Origin of the sequence: uncultured Romboutsia sp. (assembly GCF_958366745.1) — a bacterium.
In the GTDB taxonomy this organism is placed as follows: Bacteria; Bacillota; Clostridia; order Peptostreptococcales; family Peptostreptococcaceae; genus Romboutsia; species Romboutsia timonensis.
In genome coordinates, this window is the sequence record NZ_CATXCO010000023.1 from 1 (window position 1) to 18,949 (window position 18,949).

The 18,949-nt window shown below is 28.4% G+C and carries 12 protein-coding genes; all 12 read right to left on the reverse strand.

The window, feature by feature from the left end; translation table 11 throughout:
- Positions 1-274 (reverse strand): single-stranded DNA-binding protein (locus Q5F54_RS03390; RefSeq protein WP_302333971.1); only part of this gene is annotated, 274 nt, incomplete at its 3' end.
- 128 nt (positions 275-402) lie between these two features.
- A complete protein-coding gene (locus Q5F54_RS03395) occupies positions 403-2,265 on the reverse strand; it encodes a glycoside hydrolase family 13 protein (RefSeq protein WP_288526065.1) in 1,863 nt (620 codons plus the stop codon).
- Position 2,266: 1 nt separating this feature from the next.
- On the reverse strand, positions 2,267-4,642 hold the full coding sequence (locus tag Q5F54_RS03400; RefSeq protein ID WP_334302351.1) for a glycogen/starch/alpha-glucan phosphorylase: 2,376 nt from the start codon (positions 4,640-4,642) through the stop codon (positions 2,267-2,269).
- A gap of 55 nt (positions 4,643-4,697) precedes the next feature.
- Entirely contained in the window at positions 4,698-6,149 is a 1,452-nt protein-coding gene (gene glgA / locus Q5F54_RS03405) for a glycogen synthase GlgA (RefSeq protein ID WP_281538910.1), read from the reverse strand.
- A 15-nt stretch (positions 6,150-6,164) separates the two neighbouring features.
- Complete coding sequence (glgD, locus tag Q5F54_RS03410) at positions 6,165-7,295, reverse strand: glucose-1-phosphate adenylyltransferase subunit GlgD (RefSeq protein ID WP_281538909.1); 1,131 nt, start codon at positions 7,293-7,295, stop codon at positions 6,165-6,167.
- Positions 7,296-7,297: 2 nt separating this feature from the next.
- Positions 7,298-8,449, reverse strand: coding sequence for a glucose-1-phosphate adenylyltransferase (locus Q5F54_RS03415; RefSeq protein WP_302333972.1), 1,152 nt, complete (start codon positions 8,447-8,449; stop codon positions 7,298-7,300).
- A 34-nt stretch (positions 8,450-8,483) separates the two neighbouring features.
- Positions 8,484-10,496, reverse strand: coding sequence for a 1,4-alpha-glucan branching protein GlgB (glgB, locus tag Q5F54_RS03420; protein WP_281538907.1), 2,013 nt, complete (start codon positions 10,494-10,496; stop codon positions 8,484-8,486).
- A 292-nt stretch (positions 10,497-10,788) separates the two neighbouring features.
- Positions 10,789-11,784 (reverse strand): SPFH domain-containing protein, encoded by a 996-nt coding sequence (locus Q5F54_RS03425; RefSeq protein WP_071119292.1) that lies wholly within the window; start codon positions 11,782-11,784, stop codon positions 10,789-10,791.
- A gap of 14 nt (positions 11,785-11,798) precedes the next feature.
- Positions 11,799-12,221, reverse strand: coding sequence for an NfeD family protein (locus Q5F54_RS03430; RefSeq protein ID WP_071119291.1), 423 nt, complete (start codon positions 12,219-12,221; stop codon positions 11,799-11,801).
- Between the two features lie 212 nt (positions 12,222-12,433).
- Entirely contained in the window at positions 12,434-14,005 is a 1,572-nt protein-coding gene (locus Q5F54_RS03435; RefSeq protein WP_281538049.1) for a nitrite/sulfite reductase, read from the reverse strand.
- 338 nt (positions 14,006-14,343) lie between these two features.
- The gene (gene murJ, locus Q5F54_RS03440) at positions 14,344-15,906 is read right to left on the reverse strand and encodes a murein biosynthesis integral membrane protein MurJ (protein ID WP_302169127.1); all 1,563 of its coding nucleotides are present in this window, start codon (positions 15,904-15,906) and stop codon (positions 14,344-14,346) included.
- Between the two features lie 164 nt (positions 15,907-16,070).
- Positions 16,071-18,949: pyruvate:ferredoxin (flavodoxin) oxidoreductase (gene nifJ, locus Q5F54_RS03445; protein ID WP_302333973.1), on the reverse strand; the 2,879-nt coding region annotated here is incomplete at its 5' end.

Sequence of the window (18,949 nt, forward strand, 5' to 3'; positions counted from 1 at the left end):
TATATCTATTTTCTCCATTTTCATTTTTATACCTATCGGCTATTATTTTACCTTCTATACCTACCATTTTGCCCTTTGCCATATAGGTACAAAAAATTTCAGCTTGCCTTCCCCAAATTTCTATATTAATAAAATCAACCTTACTTTCACCTTGTGAGTTTTTATATCCTCTATCTACAGCTAAGGAAAAATTAGTTAGTGCATTATTCTTTTCACCTACATATCTTAACTCTGGATCTTTAGTTAATCTGCCTACTAAAACTACATTATTCATATAATACCACCTTTTAATATGTATTTATTTTATACTTTCAGTAGGATTATAAACAAAGATTTATGCGTTTATACAAATAAAAAGACAGCTATTTTTAATCAAAAATAACTGTCTCTTTATTGATATATCTATACTTCAATATGATTTATTACATTAAATATATTAAAAGATTTCGGACTTATTTGTAAATTGAATTCTTCTTCTTCCTTAGATATAAATTCTAAATATTTCTTAGAGCTATATTTAATATCTACTATTTCTAATGTATTCTCTTTTATATTTATTGATATATTTTTATTTTCTAAGCTTCTATTAATTAATATTAATATTTTTTCACACTTATCATTAAATCTAATATATCCAAACACATCATCATCATTTGTGTCTATAAATTCAGTATCTCCATTAGTTAATACACTATATTTTTTTCTTGTATTTATCGCTTCCTTGTAAAACTCTATCATATCCTCATCTTCATTCTTCCAAGGATATGTCTTTCTATTGTCAGGATCTGTTCCGCCACAAAGACCAGCTTCGTCACCATAATAAATATATGGAACACCTTCAAAAGTCATTTGAGTAGCTACTGATAATTTTACCATAGCTTCATCATAATTCAATTCTGTCTTTATTCTAGCTACATCATGTGAGCTAATTAAATTTAAATTAGCCTTAAATGATTCTTTAGGATAATTTTCTTTTATAGTCATAAACTTATTATTTAGTTCTTTAGAAGTTATATTTCCTTTTAAAAATGAAACTATATTGTCTCTAAATGGATATCCCATAACTGAATCTAATTGATTTCCAACAAGATAATTTCGTCTTTCATTATAAGTTATCTTATTAGATGCATCTTCCCACACTTCACCTACTAATACAGATTCAGCATCATTTTTTTTAAGCTCTTTTCTAATTTCTTTTATAAATTCAGTCGGTAATTCATCTGCTACATCTAATCTCCAACCTTTAATTCCCATATCAGTCCATTTATTTATAACGCTATCTTCATCATATATAATATAGTCCATATAACTCTTATTAAGTTCATTAACATTAGGTAAATCCTTAACGCCCCACCAACATTTATAATCATCTGGGAAGTCATTAAAAGTATACCATGAACTGTATTTAGAGTCCTTTGATTGATATGCACCTACTTCATCATAATTCCCAAATTTATTAAAGTATTTGCTATCTGCTCCAGTATGACTAAATACACCATCTAGTATTATATTTATTCCTTTTTTATTAGCTTTCTCTATTAGCTCTTTTAATATTTCTTCATCTCCAAACATTGGATCTATTTTCTTATAATCACCAGTGTTATACTTGTGATTACTTGAAGACTCAAATATTGGACTTAAGTATATTATGCTAACACCTATTTTACTTAGATAAGGAAGCTTATCTATTATCCCTTTGAGATTTCCTCCATGGAAATCCCATCTTATTACATCACCATTTTTATCTTTTATATACATGGGCTCATCAGACCAATTTGCATATATAAAACTATTTTTTTTTGGATTACTAGGCTTTTTATTTCTATTTCCGTTGTTAAATCTATCAACGAATATATTATACATTACGCCTTCTTTGTACCATGATGGAATTTGAAAATCTTCATGAACTGTTATTTGATATTTATTTAAATTCTCATAAGAATACTCACATGTACTTCCATCATTAATACTCTTGCCATAAAATAACTTTCTGTTATTTCCATCTATATTTATATCTACTTCAAAATAATAAAAATATAATCCAGTTTCATTAAATTTATTATATTCACCTTGATAATATTTTTTACTTTCTCTTATTAAATCTACTTCTCCAACTATTTTATCCTCTTTTAAAATAACCCATTTTAGATTTAATAAATCATATCCTTCATTAACCTGTACAGATATCCTCACTCCTTGGTTTATTTTTATGGCTCCAAAAGGAGCCTTATTTTCCCAAGAATTATAGCTTATTATATTACTCATCTTATTCACACCCTTTAAACCAAATGTCCTCTGCATATTCAGCTATAGTTCTATCACTTGAGAATACCCCTGAGTTTGCTATATTTATTAAGGCCATTTCATTCCATTTTTCTTTGTTTTTGTAAAGTCTATCTATTTTTTCTTGTGCTTCTATATAATTTTCCATATCTCTAAGAACAAAATACTCATCATTATATGTTATTAATGAATCGTATATTTGTCGTCCTTCTTTTTCCATATTTGGTATAAACCCATTTACTAAATCATCTACAACTCGTTTTATAACTCTATTAGAATTGTATAAATCTAAAGCTGAGTATCCTCCAAATTTATTGTAATTTAATACTTCATTTGCACTTAATCCAAATATAACTATATTATCTTCACCTACTTGGTCAAATATTTCTATATTTGCACCATCTAGTGTAGCTAAAGTGATAGCTCCATTCATCATAAGTTTCATATTTCCTGTTCCTGATGCTTCCTTAGTTGTTGTTGATATTTGCTCGCTTACATCTGCTGCAGGTATTATAAGTTCTGCTTTTGATACATCATAATTTTCTATAAATACTACTTTTATTTTATTGTCTATTCGTGGATCATTGTTGATTTTTTCTGCTAAAGAATTTATGAATTTTATTATACATTTTGCTAAATAATATCCAGGCGCTGCTTTAGCCCCAAATATAAATGTCCTTGCTTCCATATCAAAGTTAGGATTCTCTAACAATTCATGGTATAAATGTAATATATGAAGTGCATTTAATAATTGTCTTTTATATGCATGTAATCTTTTTATTTGTACATCAAATATTGAGTTTGGATTAACATCTATATCATATTTTTCTTTTATAAATTTAGCTAATCTCTCTTTATTATTATATTTGATTTGACCTATCTTCTCTAATACAGCCTTATCATGTCTATGTGCTTCTAGTTCTTTAAGCTTTCTTGTATCTGTTTTCCAATCTTCAGATATTAATCCTGTAATAAGATCACTAAGTTCAGTATTAGAGCTTATTAACCATCTTCTATGAGCTATACCATTAGTTTTATTATTAAACTTTTCTGGTTCATGATCATAAAAGTCTTTTAATACCTCTTTTTTAAGTAACTCTGTGTGAAGCTTTGCAACACCATTTACACTATGACTACCTACTATAGATAAATTAGCCATTTTTATATCATTATTATCTATTATACTCATTCTATATATTTTGTCATGATCATATTTACTTTCTTCTAATTCATTCATATATCGTCTATCAATTTCTTCTATAATCATATAAATTCTTGGAAGTAATGTTTTTAGCATTTCTTTTGGCCATCTTTCCATAGCTTCTGTCATTATAGTATGATTTGTATAAGATACGGTATTTATAGTTATATTCCAAGCTTCATCCCATGATAGCCCTTCCTCATCTAATAGTATTCTCATTAATTCAGGAATACAAAGAGTAGGATGAGTGTCATTTATGTGTATAGCCACTTTTTCATTTAATTTTTTTATATCTAGTTTATTTTTCTTATACTTTCTTATTATATCTTGTATACCTGCACTTACGAAAAAGTACTCTTGCTTTAATCTTAATAGCCTACCTGCATAGTTAGAATCATTTGGATATAAAACTTGTGAAATTTCTTCTGCATAGTATTTATATTTTAATGCATCCTCATAACTTCCATATGAGTTTTTAGCATGTATTGTTAATGGGCCAAAATCTCTACTTAAAACTTCACTCTTAAATAGTCTAAGCGTATTTATAGAATTATTTCTATATCCTATTATAGGTATATCATAAGGCATAGCCATTACTGGTATATAATCAGTATGATTAACTTCTAACCTTCCATTCTTATCTACTAAATTTACATTACCTTCAAACTTAACTACTATAGCTTTATTTGGTCTTACCGTTTCCCAAACATATCCACCTTGAGTTAACCAGTTATCAGGTACTTCAACCTGATAACCGTTTATAAATTTTTGTTCAAATAGACCATGCTTATATCTAATTCCATATCCATGACCACTTATATCTAATGATGCCATAGAATCTAAAAAACAAGCTGCCAATCTACCTAATCCACCATTCCCTAATGCAGGGTCTGACTCAGCATTTATTAAATTATCTAAATCTATATTAAGTTCCTTCAAACCTGTTCTTACTACATCTTCTATCCCTAAATTTAGTAGATTAGATTTTAATTGTCTACCTAATAAAAACTCTATACTAAAATAATATACTTCTTTTTGAGAATCTAGTTTATTGTCTACCCATTTTTTAGATATTATATCTTTTATAACACTGCATAAAACATTTAATAATTGCTCATCTGTAGCATCTTTTATAGATTGAGCATACAAACTATACATTTTTGTTTCAAAGCTTTGTTTAAATTTATTTTTATTTAATTTAACCAATATCCAATCACCCCTTTTGGTTAACTATTTCCTCATAAACTTTTATATATTCTGTAGCTGATTTTTTCCAACTACTATCTGTATTCATTGCATTATTAACTAATTCCATCCAGCGATCTTTATCATTGTATACTTTTACAGCTCTTCTAATGCAATGAAGCATTTCATGTGCATTATAATTTTTAAAGCTAAATCCATTACCTTCCCCTGTATACTTATTATATGGTATAACTGTATCTTTAAGTCCACCAGTTTCTCTTACGATTGGAAGAGTTCCATATCTCATAGCCAACATTTGACCTATTCCACAAGGTTCAAACAATGATGGCATTAAGAACATATCACTTCCTGCATATATTTGTTGTGCAAAAGCACTATCAAAAGTTATTCTTGCAGAAACTTTATTTGGGAAGTGAGAGTCATAGTAATTAAACATTGATTGATATTGATGTTCTCCTGTTCCTAAAATAACCACTTGTAAATTTTCTCTTATTATTTCAGGCATCATATATGATATTAAATCAAATCCTTTTTGTGACACTAATCTTGATACAATTCCTATTAGTGGTATATCTGGATTAACATCTAATCCTAAAACTTCTTGTAATTTAAGTTTATTTTCTATTTTTTTGTCTATACTATTTATATCATAGTTAACAAATATATCCCCATCTGTTAATGGATTATTTAAATCATAATCTATTCCATTTAAAATACCTTTTAATTTATGGGATTTAGATTTAAGAAGACCATCTAGTCCTTCTCCATAAAATTCTGTTTGTATTTCATTTGAGTAAGTTGGACTAACTGCTATTACTTTATCACTAAATACAATTCCAGACTTCATAAAACTTACGCCACCATAGTATTCGATATCTCCATTATTATAATAAGCTCTTGGTATGTCTAATACATCCTCTATTATAGAGTCGCTAAATACTCCTTGATATTGTAGGTTATGAATTGTATAAACAGTTTTTATATTTTTATATTTTTTTGAATGGCTATATTTCTCCTTTAATATCAATGGGATCATACCAGTATGCCAGTCATTTAAATGAACTATATCTGGATAGAAGTTTAATATAGACATAACTTCAAGAACTGCATTACTAAAGAATGTATATCTTTCTGCATCATCTCCATATCCATATAGATATGCTATTTCTCCCTCCCTTTTAAAATAGTACTCATTATCTATAAAATAAAATTTAACTCCATTTAGATCCATTTCTAAAAGACCACAATACTGTTTTCTCCAACCAACATCTACACTAAATACTGCAACTTCTTTTAATTGCTCTTTTAAGTAATTTGGCATAGTTGAATACTTTGGTAGTATTACTCTAACATCTATACCTTCTTTTTTTAATGACTTAGGCAATGCATAAGATACATCGCCTAATCCCCCAGTTTTTGCAAATGGCCAGCATTCTGCAGTAGCATAAAGAACCTTCACTAATATATTCCCCCTTTAAATAGCTGTATTTTTTCCAATAACTACTGGATATTCTATATCTCCTTTTAATTCTTTTCCTTCTGATATGTATACATTTTTATCAAATATAACATTTTGTAATTGTGCATCTTTTTCTATTGTACAGTTTTGCATTATAACTGAATTTTCTATTACTGCACCTTCTTTTATATGAACCTTTCTAAATATAATACTATTTTTTACAGTACCTTCTATTACACATCCTGTAGCTACAAATGAATTCTCTACCTTTGCACTATCTGAATATATAGTAGGAGATTGATTTTGTTCTTTTGTTAATATTTTTCTATCAGAATATAATAATTCATTTGCAATGTCTTCTTGTAATAATTCATCCTTCATTGAATAATATGATTTTATTGAGTTTATACATTTAAGATATCCTTTATATTCATATGCACCGATCTTTAATTTATTAATAGATTCTGCTATAAAATCTTCTATATATGAATGTGTTCCTTCGCTTACACACTTATATATAGAAGATTTTATAAAATCAGTACGTTTCATTATATAAGTTTCCATAGACACATTAGCATTTTTAGAAGTTCCTATATTAGTTCCCATATTAATTACTCTATTTCCATCTATGTTCAATGTTGATGTTTCATAGAAATCTACATCTGCATTGTCTATCGACTTATAAAGTATAGTTATATCATTATCTGATTCTTTATGATAATCTATCATTTCAGTATAATCTATATTTCCTATCATATAACTTGGTGCTATTAATATATACTCTTCTTCACATCTCTCTATATAATCTATATTAGCTAGTATATTGTAAATATCTCCATTTCTATATGGATATTTACTTCTATCCTTTGTATTCTCAGGACTAAATATAAATAATCCGCCTGTTTTTCTACTTAAATCCCAATCCTTACCACTTCCTAGATGGTCTGTTAATGATCTATACTTTTCTTTAGCAAATATTCCTACATTAGTTATACCTGAATTCACCATGTTTGAAAGTGAAAAATCTATAACTCTATATCTTCCTGCAATCGGAAGAGACGCTATTGGCCTTACGTTTGTAAGTTGATTCATAGTTAAGTCGTTTTTATTATCTAAATTTATTATACCTACACATTCACTTCTCATGATTAAAATCCCCCTTCTAATTCAAGCTGAGCTTTTACTACTTCATACTCAGATATAACATTTATACCATCTTGCTCTTTTATAATAGTATTATCTTCTATTATTGCACCTTCGCCTATCATAGCTTTTTCTATTATTACATTTTTACCGATCTTTACATTAGGCATTATTACAGAATCTTTTATTATACTATCGCTTCCTACTGATACCCCATGAGATAAAACTGAGTTTTCTATTTTTCCTAATACTTTACACCCATCTGCTACTAATGATTTTTGTATATCAGAATCTTTACCTATATATTGAGGTGGCATCGACATAGTATTTGTGTATATTTTCCACTTAGAACTATTTAAGTCTATTTCATCATTAGATTTTATAATATCCATATTAGCTTCCCATAAACTTTCTATTGTACCTACATCCCTCCAGTAACCTTTAAATGGATATGCAAACATAGGTATTTGATCTTCTAACATCTTAGGTATTAAATTTTTACCGAAATCATCATAATTTGCTCCATTATTATCTACTTCTTCAAAGTATCCTTTCAACATTTTCCAATCAAATATGTATACACCCATTGATGCTAAATTACTTTTTGGATTCGCTGGTTTTTCTTCAAATTCATATATTGATGAATCTTCATTAGTATTCATTATCCCAAATCTCGAAGCTTCATCCCAAGGAACCTCTATTACTCCAATAGTTGCTTTTGATCCCATCTTTTTATGATGGTCTAGCATTTTACTATAATCCATTTTGTATATGTGATCTCCTGATAATATTAATACATACTCTGGATTATAACTATCTATAAAATCCATATTTTGATGTATTGCATGTGCAGTACCTCTATACCAATTTCCCTCTTTTTCATTCATATATGGTTGTAGTATATGCACTCCACCATTTATTCTATCTAAATCCCAATGGTCCCCCATACCGATATGTGAATTTAGTATTTGTGGTTTGTATTGAGTTAATACACCAACTGTATCAATACCTGAGTTAGAACAGTTACTTAAAACAAAATCTATTATTCTATACTTTCCCCCAAATGAAACTGCTGGTTTAGCAATTCTTTTTGTAAAAACTCCTAGTCTTGATCCTTGGCCCCCTGCTAAAATCATAGCTAGCATATCTTTTTTCATTACTTATCCCCCTTAATATTTATCCTTATCTAATTTATAATTTTTGAGTTTTAGTTTTAGGATTCACTTTATTGACTTTTTTATCTTTACCCCCTATGGATACTTTACTATTAGGATCTATTTGTATAGTGTCTATTTTTAGTTCCTTACCTTTTATAAATGTAGCTCCTAAAGGCGGTACTTTTATTCTTATATGATTATCTTTATTATGCCATTTCTCTGGATATGATGTCAGTTCTGAACTTTCCATTGTCTGATTTGATCCCCAATATTTTTCATTATCAGTATTAAATACCTCTTCATAAACCCCTTCATATGGTACTCCTATTTTATAATTATATCTAACTACAGGAGTAAAGTTTATAACTGCTATTATAAAATCTCTTTCATTTTTTCCCTTTCGCATTAAAGTTATTATACTTTGTTCACTATTATGTGGATCTATAAAATCAAATCCTTCATACGTATTATCTATTTCATGCAGAGCTTTTTCATTTTTATATAAATGATTTAAGTCTTTTACATAATCTTTCATTTTCATATGAGGTTCTCTTTCTAGTAGTTCCCATTCTAGTCCGTATGCATATCTCCATTCCAATCCTTGTCCAAATTCTGATCCCATAAACAATAATTTTTTCCCTGGGTGCATCATATAATATGCATATAACGTTCTTAATGAAGCAAATTTCTGCCAAGGATCTCCTGGCATTTTATCTAATAACGATTTTTTACCATGGACAACTTCATCATGTGATAGTGGTAAGATGAAGTTCTCTGAAAATGCATACATGAAAGAGAATGTAATTAATTCATGATGGTGTTTTCTGTATATAGGGTCCATCTCCATATATTTCAATGTATCATTCATCCATCCCATATTCCATTTATATGTAAATCCAAGAGCACCTGAATACGTTGCCCCAGTCACCATAGGCCATGCTGTTGATTCTTCGGCTATTATAATTGGATTATTAACTGTAGTATAAACAATTTTGTTTAATCTTTTTAAGAAATCTATTGCTTCTAAATTTTCTCTTCCACCGTATTTATTAGGTCTCCATTCTCCAATATCATAATCTAAGTAAAGCATACTAGAAACTGCATCCACTCTTATTCCATCTATATGATATTCATTAAACCAATAAAGTACATTAGAAATTAAAAAACTGTTAACCTCTGGTTTGCCTAAATCAAAATGAGCAGTTCCCCATCCTATATTTTCAGCTTTTAAAGGATCTGAATATTCAAATTGTGCAGATCCATCAAATTTATATAGTCCATGAGCATCTTTACAAAAATGACTATATGCAAAATCTAATATTACTCCAATACCATTTTCATGGCATTTATCTATAAATGCTTTAAACTCAGTAGGTGTTCCATACCTACTTGTACTACTATAATATCCTATAGTTTGATATCCCCAAGATTCATCTAGCGGATGTTCAGTTATAGGCATTAGTTCTATATGTGTATATCCCATATCTTTTACATATTCTATCATTTCATATAATTCTTCATATGAAAAAAATTCTCCGTCCCATTTTCTCTTCCAAGAACCTAGATGAACTTCATATATATTCATTGGACTATTATCATGAACAATTTTTTGCTTTTCTCTTTGCCATTTTCTATCATTCCATTTGTAGTTATCATTTGTGTATATTATTGAAGCTGTATTTGGTCTTTTTTCTGAAAATACCGCATAAGGGTCAGATTTCATTCTACTAACTCCATCACATCCGATTACATTGTACTTATACGCTTGTCCTTGTTTTGCATTAGTTAAAAATATAGTCCAAATTCCGCTTCCTTCTATATTTTCCATAGGATAAACTTCTTTGTTCCAATCATTAAAATCTCCAACTAAATAAACATTCTTTGCATTTGGCGCCCATACATTAAAACATATTCCTATCTTACCTTTATATCTCGATTTATGACTTCCTAAAAAATTATAACTATCATACAATTCCCCTCGTTTGAACTTATCTATATTATTTATATCAATAATATCTTCATAATCCGGTATCTTTTTATATGCCATCTATAAAATTTCCCCCTTGAACCTCAAATTTTATTATTTGTTACTTAATTATATAATAAAAAATACAATATTTTATAATTAACCGTTATAAAAATTCAGACATTTAAGTATTTTTTAATATGTGTTTTTACAAATCTCTGCATTTAAAATCATTTTTTCATCAATCTTTAATTCCCCCTAGTTTTTAAGTAAATTTTTTATTAATTTATTTTTTAAAATTTACTTTAATAAAATAAAAAATAACCTTATATTCGACTATAAATATAAAAGGTTATTTTTTATTTTAAATTATTTATTTATCTTCACTTAGAACTTCTTTTATTCCTTTAAACGTTCCTAAAAATTTCACAGTATCTGATGGAAGGACTAGCTTTGTTGCATTACCATTTGCTACTTTTTCTAATGCTTCTATGGATTTAAGTGCTATAATATTATCATCTACTTCAGATTCTTTCATAGCTAAAAATACTTCTCTTAAACCTTGTGCAGTTGCTCTTTGGACATTTGTAATTATCTCAGCTTCACCTTGACCTTTTGCTAAAGCTATTTTCTTTATTGATTCTGCTTCACCTTCTGCTCTAAGTATTGCTGATTGTTTCTCTCCTTCTGCTTCACGAATCATTGATTCTTTTTTTGCTTCCGCTCTAAGTATTGCTGACTGTTTTTCTCCTTCTGCCTGAAGTATTGCTGCTGCTTTATTTCCCTCTGCTTGAAGTATTGATTCTCTTCTTTCTCTTTCAGCTCTCATTTGCTTTTCCATCGTAACTTGTATATCATGAGGTGGCATAATATTTTTTAATTCTACTCTATTAACTTTTATACCCCATTTATCAGTTGCTTCATCTAGTATAACTCTCATTTTTGTATTTATTATATCTCTAGATGTCAAAGTTTCATCTAAATCCAGTTCACCAATTATATTTCTAAGCGTTGTTGCTGTTAAATTTTCAATAGCAGTTATAGGATTAGCTATTTCAAATGTGTATCTTACTGGATCTGTTATTCTATAATAAACAACAGTGTCAATTTGCATTGTTACGTTATCCTTAGTTATCACTGGTTGTGGAGGAAAATCTACTACCTTCTCCCTTAAATCTATAATGTAACTCATTTGATCTAAAAATGGAACTAAAAAATGTACACCTGTATCTGCTACCTTACGAAACTTACCTAGTCTCATAATTATTCCAACTTTAGACTGCTTAACTACTTTTACACAAGATAACCCTATTATAACTACTACTGCTACTATTACTATAGGTAACACTAAACTAAATATAAAATCCATATGTCACTCTCCCTTTAATCAATTTTTTTTACTACTACCTTAACACCCTCTATTTTTAATACTTCTACCATTTCCTCTTTATCTATCTTCTCATTATCATATGAGATTGCACTCCAGCTTTCTCCCTCAATAATTACAATCCCAACTTTATTTGGATATATAGTTTCTTTTACTATACCTTTTTTATTTATAATAGCTTGTAAATTAGTATTATATTTATAATCTTTATCCTGTTTTATAAATTTTTTAGTAGCTATGGTTAGCATTAATGTAGAAATTATTGCAAATATTATTATTTGAATCAAAATACTATCTATTATACTACTAAGAAATATTAATATTACAGCCCCTATACTAAACCAAATTAGTGTTAATGTAGTTGTCATAAGTTCTGCTACTGCAAATAAAATAGCCACAATTAGCCATATTAACTTCATTGTCCTCCCTCCTCACTAAATATGCTTTTTTCTATATACTTAATTGTATTCTACTGTATTTAAATTTACTATAAAATCTATGTATTCTTTACTAATTTGTTATTTTTCATTTTATATATATTTGAGTTAAACAAGCTATAATTTCTATATACTTCAATCATTTAGTATGAAAAAAGAGCTCTTACAATTTAAAGGACTCTTAATATATATAATTAAGCTTTAACTACTCTTTCTTCAGCTAAATACTTATCTATTATATTATTTAACTGTTCATTATTTTCTACTATATATTCTTCATAAGTTAAATTAGATTCTTCTACTGATTTAGCTAACTCATATAAGAATTCTGGTACATTCTCTCTAGTTATATCTCCTATATAACTTCCTAATTTTGTCTTGTCTTTTCCTTTTTCCCCACCTAGATAAAGTTCAAAAGATTCTGTAACTACATTATTTACTCTTTTTTTCTTTCCTGCAAATCCTAGTATTCCCATTTGATGTGTTCCACAAGAGTTTGTACATCCTGATATTCTTATTTTAGGAAGTATATCATCATTAAAATTCTTTTCTTTAAAATATTTTAATATATCTTCTAACATACCTTGACTATCAGCTATGCCTATTTGACATATATTAGAACCTATGCACGCTACACTTTGCTCTAATTTAGTTTCTCCACCTAAATTTTGAGTAAGATTTATTAATTCAACAGCTTCTTCTCCATTTAAGTTTCTTATATACATACCTTCATTCATAGATAATCTAATTTCTATATCTTCTAATTTATCTAATTTATCTATTAATAATTTATAATTACTCATAGATAGCTGACCACATACAGGATGGAAGTATACACTATAAAGACCTTCTTGTTTTTGTGGTATTAATCTATTATGAGTTATACTAGTTTTTATACCTTGTTTTTTGTATTCTTTATATTCTATATTTACATCTAAATTTTCACTTTCAAATACTTTATTAAGATGTTCTTTATAGCAATTTAAGAATGCTTCTTCTCCCATTCTATCAACAATATATCTTATACGAGCTTTATTTTTATTCTCATAATCACCTTCAGCTATAAATAAATTTGTTATAGCCTCTACATGATATAATATTTCATTAGGATTTATTAATGAGTCAAACTCTACTGACTTGGCTGGATTTTTTCCAATCCCTCCACCTATATAAACTTTAAAATATTCTTTATTGTCCTTTTTTATAGCTAAAAAACCTAAATCTGCCACAGTACTATTTCCACAATCTTTTTCACTACTTGAGAACGATACTTTTAATTTTCTTGGTAATTTATATGTAGTTATTTTACTCATAAAGTGCTCATTTACTGCTTCTGCATATGGAGTAACATCAAATGCTTCTTCTACATCTACACCTGATAATGGCGATATTGATACATTTCTCGGGAAATTTCCCCCTCCTCCACGTGTAAATATGTCATTTTTTAGAGCTTCTTCCATTGTATCACAAACACCATCTATAGATAAACTATGTAACTGTATCGCTTGTCTAGTAGTTAAATGTACTTTATCTAAATTTTGTTTTTTTGCTAATTCATATACTTTTTTAAATTTATCCATACTCATTATTCCTGATGGAATTCTAAGTCTTATCATAAAGTCTTGCCCACCACGTTGAGCATAAGAACCCATACCACCAGACATTGCCTTAAAGTCTCCTGATGAAACTTCTTTATTTACAAATTTATGCCCCAACTCCCTAAATACTGGTATTTCTTTAATTAAAGCTTCTTTTAAGCTATTCATAATTACTCCTTCTCCTCATACACCAAAATTAATATCTATTAAATTATATCATAGGATAATTTTAATATTATGAATTTTACTAATTTTAATTATTTAAGATATATATAATTATTATTAATATTTTTAATGATTATATATTTATTACTCATAATTACTTATAGCCATAAACCTTTTTATAAATGGATACAAAATGAACATAAAAAAAATCCCATATACTATAGCTGCTATATAATTTTTTTCCAATATATGTGTTAATACAGGAGTTATAGATACTATCAATACAATAAAATATATTAGCCTCCTCATAAAAAATCCCCTTTCATCTATATGTTTATTTACTATATAAAATAGTTTTTCAACTTAAACAGTATTGCATCAAATATCTCTTTTACTTCTTTTACTTTTAATGCAAATACTACAATTAAATATGTACTCATTCCTAATATTACAGATATAAAACAATTAAATGCTATAAATTTTCTAGATTCTAAAGCAAATCTACTTCCATAAATAAATATATAATTATAAGCAATTCTCATAATTATATACATTACAATAGATGCTATAGCTCCTTTAATAAATGTTTTTAATATATAACTAAACCCTATCTTACCTATTTTTTTCCTTAGAGATATTAATAAAAGCATCGTAGTTACAGTAGCTGATATAGAACTTGCCAATGCTAGTCCCCCTATCCCCATTATATTTACTAAAATTATAGAAAAAACAATATTTATAACTACTGATATAGTTGCATTTCTAACAGGCGTTTTAGTATCTTGTAACGAATAAAATGACTTCGCTAATAACTCTTTTAGTCCATAGGCTAGTATTCCTATAGAATAGAAAAATAATGCTGTTGATGTCAAATATGTATCATGTGAGTTAAAAGAGCCCTCTTCAAAAAGAACTTTTACTATTTCAGTAGAAAAAGTTGTCATTACAACCATTATAGGTAACATTATTATTACTATCATATTTATAGACTTTGAAATATTTATTTTAAATAATTTTTTATTTCCTTCACTAGCTAGTTTTGAAAGTATCGGGTACATTATTGTAGATATAGCTACGGCTATTACCCCTACTGCAAACATATTTAGCTTATTAGCATAATTTAATGCTGTTATGCTACCGCTATCTAGCGTTGATGCTAAGGTTCTATTTACTACGGCATTTATTTGATTAATATATGAACCTATAAATACTGGTATAACTAAAAATAGTATTTGCCTTATATTTTCGTCTCTTAAATTTACAGTTAACCTATGTTTATATCCTTTTTTTATTAATAAAGGCAACTGAAATAATAATTGAGCTATATATGCAATTAAAGTTCCATAAACCATAACATAAGATTCTGTTACTGATGCAAAAATAATAGCTATTATAACAAATATATTAAATGGTATAGTTATTGCACCTGAAATATATACATTACCTGATGCTACTAAATATGATGATACCAATCCATTTATAGCTATAAATACCATTGAAAATATTAATATTTTAGAGTAATTTACTGTTAAATCAAAAACATCTCCCTTAAACCCTACTGCAAATATTTTTACTATATATGGTGCAAATATCACGCCTAGTAATACGAATACGAGACTTATGAGTATAACTATATTAAGAATATTACTTGTAAACTTATTTACTTCCTCTTGTCCTTTACTTGATTTAATTTTGAAATATATTGGTATAAATGTTGTCCCTAAAGCTGCACTTATACCGTCAAATAAAACCACCGGTATATTAAGAGCAGTCAGATATGCATCAGTTATTTCACCTGCACCAAATGTTTGTGCTAATACTATATCTCTAAAAAATCCTGTTATCTTGGAAGTTAATATTATCAACATTAACACTAGAGCAGTTGTTTTAGTTTTTTTTGACATAACTATTCCTCTTTTCTGATTTTAAATAATATTTTTTAATATTATCTCTTAATATATATATCAATAAATTGATTTAAACAATTATAACATAAATTCAAATAATATGTAAAAATATCCCACAATATTATAAAAGCGTATATCTAAATAGATATACGCTTAATAATTTAACCTTGATTTGCTAATCTCTTGTAATTTTCATATCTTTCTTTAGAATATTCCTCAGCTAAATTAAATAATTCTTCTGCAACATCTGGGAATTGCTTAGATATAGCAGAATATCTTACTTGTCCCATTAAGAAATCTCTAAAACTTTCAGTTGGTTCCTTAGAATCTAAAGTAAATGGATTCTTTCCTTGTTCTTTTAATACTGGGTTGTATCTATATAAGTGCCAATATCCACAAGCAACTGCTTGAGCTTGATTAGCAGTACTTCTTCCCATACCTTCTTTTAATCCATGAGATATACATGGTGCATAAGCTATGATTAATGATGGACCATCATATTCTTCAGCTTCTCTTATGGCTTTTAATACTTGGTTCTTATCTGCTCCCATACCAACTTGAGCAACATATACATTTCCATAGCTCATAGCCATCATACCTAGATCTTTCTTCTTAGATCTCTTACCTGCTGCTGCGAATTTTGCCATTGCTGCTACTGGAGTAGATTTTGATGCTTGTCCTCCTGTATTAGAGTATATTTCTGTATCAAATACTAATACATTTATGTCCTCACCTGATGCAAGAACATGGTCAAGTCCTCCATATCCTATATCGTATGCCCAACCATCTCCACCTACTATCCATTGAGATTTTTTAACTAAATAATCTTTCTTCTCTCTTAAACATTCTATTAGCTCTTTAGCTCTTCCATCACAATTGCAATTTTCTATTGCTTCTATTACCTTTTTACTAGCTTCTTTAGATGCTTCTCCATTATTCATATTAGCTATCCAGTTTTCAAATACATCTTTAAAAGACGAAGCCTCTGGCATAGATATTAATTCTTGCATATCTTCTTTTATTTTATTTCTTATTTGTTTAACACCTAGATACATACCATATCCAAACTCTGCGTTATCTTCAAATAAAGAGTTTGCCCAAGCTGGACCTTTACCTTCATGGTTTACAGTATATGGAGTTGTAGGAGCGGATCCACCCCATATAGATGAACATCCTGTAGCATTTGCTATCATCATTCTATCTCCATATAATTGAGTAACTAATTTAATATATGCAGGTTCACCGCATCCTGCACATGCCCCTGAGAATTCGTACAGTGGCATCTTAAATTGAGAATCCTTAACTGTTTTCCCTTCTACTAAATAACCTTTATCAGAAACACTAGATATAGCATAATCCCAATTTGGTATTTCTTTTTCAGTTTGAGTTTCAAGAGGTTTCATAACTAATGCCTTATCTTTGGCTGGGCATACATCAGCACAGTTTCCGCATCCTGTACAATCCATAGTATCTACTTGGATTTTATATTGTAATCCATCGAATCCTCTTCCTACAGCTTTTTTAGTTTCAAATCCTTCTGGTGCATTTTGTAATTCTTCATCATTTAAAAGGAATGGTCTGATAGTTGAGTGAGGACATATATATGAACATTGATTACATTGAATACAGTTTTCTAATATCCATTCTGGTACATTTACAGCTATACCACGTTTTTCATAAGCTGCTGTTCCTTGAGGGAATGTACCATCTTCTATACCGTTAAATGTACTTACAGGTAAACTATCTCCTTCTTGTGCATTTATTGGTCTTAATATATTTGTTATAAATTCTGGTTCTTGTGTATTTGTATTATCATCATCTGTAGCTGTAGCCCAAGATGAAGGTATGTTTATTTGAACTAAAGCATTTTTACCTTGTTCAACTGCTTCATAGTTCATATTAACAACTTTTTCACCTTTTTTACCATAAGCTTTGCTTATAGAATCTTTTAAATATTGAGTAGCTTCATCTTCAGGGATTATGTTAGCTAATTTAAAGAATGCAGATTGCATTATCATATTTATTCTATTTCCAAGTCCAATTTCTTGAGCTATCTTAGTAGCATTTACTGTATAGAATTTTATTTCATTTTTAGCTAAATAATTTTTCATTTTTGCTGGTAAATGAGTTTCTAATTCTGATTCATTCCATATAGTATTTAATACAAAAGTTCCACCTTTTTTAAGACCTTTTAATAAATCATATTGATTTACATAAGATTGATTGTGGCAAGCTATATAGTCTGCATTATCTATTAAATATGTTGATCTTATAGGAGAATCTCCAAATCTTAAGTGAGACATTGTTATACCACCAGATTTTTTAGAGTCATATGCAAAATATGCTTGCACATATTTCTTAGTGTTATCTCCTATTATTTTTATAGCTTGTTTATTAGCTCCTACTGTACCATCTGATCCTAGTCCCCAGAATTTACAGTTTATAGTATCTTTGTGTTCTAATTTAAAACTTGCATCAACTGGTATTGAAGTATTTGTTACATCATCATCTATACCAACTGTAAATTGATTTTTAGGGTTAACACTTGCTAAATTATCAAATATAGCTTTTATACTTGCTGGTGTTACGTCTTTTGAACCTAACCCATATCTTCCACCGATTATCATAGGTGCATTTTGTTCTTCATAGAATGCTGAACGTACATCTAAATAAAGTGGTTCTCCTATAGATCCTGGTTCTTTTGTCCTATCTAGTACACATATTTTTTCTACAGTCTTAGGTATAACATTTAGTAAATGTTTTGTTGAAAATGGTCTATATAAGTGAACTTTTACTAAACCTAATTTCTCTCCTTTAGAATTTAATTCATCTATAGTTTCTTCTATAGTCTCAGTTACTGATCCCATAGCAATTAATATGTTAGTTGCATCTGGAGCACCATAGTAATCAAATAAACCATAGCTTCTACCTGTTAATTTACTTACTTCATTCATATATCCTTCTACTATAGGAACTATTTGATAATAAAACTTATTTCCAGCCTCTCTTGTTTGGAAGTATATATCTGAATTTTGAGCTG

Excerpts from the sequence above, each read along its gene's own strand:
- Q5F54_RS03395 (WP_288526065.1), bottom strand. The coding sequence starts at position 2,265 with ATGAGTAATATAATAAGCTATAATTCTTGGGAAAATAAGGCTCCTTTT.
- Q5F54_RS03400 (WP_334302351.1), bottom strand. The coding sequence starts at position 4,642 with ATGTATAGTTTGTATGCTCAATCTATAAAAGATGCTACAGATGAGCAA.
- glgD (WP_281538909.1), bottom strand. The coding sequence starts at position 7,295 with ATGAGAAGTGAATGTGTAGGTATAATAAATTTAGATAATAAAAACGAC.
- Q5F54_RS03415 (WP_302333972.1), bottom strand. The coding sequence starts at position 8,449 with ATGAAAAAAGATATGCTAGCTATGATTTTAGCAGGGGGCCAAGGATCA.
- glgB (WP_281538907.1), bottom strand. The coding sequence starts at position 10,496 with ATGGCATATAAAAAGATACCGGATTATGAAGATATTATTGATATAAAT.
- Q5F54_RS03425 (WP_071119292.1), bottom strand. The coding sequence starts at position 11,784 with ATGGATTTTATATTTAGTTTAGTGTTACCTATAGTAATAGTAGCAGTA.
- Q5F54_RS03430 (WP_071119291.1), bottom strand. The coding sequence starts at position 12,221 with ATGAAGTTAATATGGCTAATTGTGGCTATTTTATTTGCAGTAGCAGAA.
- Q5F54_RS03435 (WP_281538049.1), bottom strand. The coding sequence starts at position 14,005 with ATGAATAGCTTAAAAGAAGCTTTAATTAAAGAAATACCAGTATTTAGG.
- murJ (WP_302169127.1), bottom strand. The coding sequence starts at position 15,906 with ATGTCAAAAAAAACTAAAACAACTGCTCTAGTGTTAATGTTGATAATA.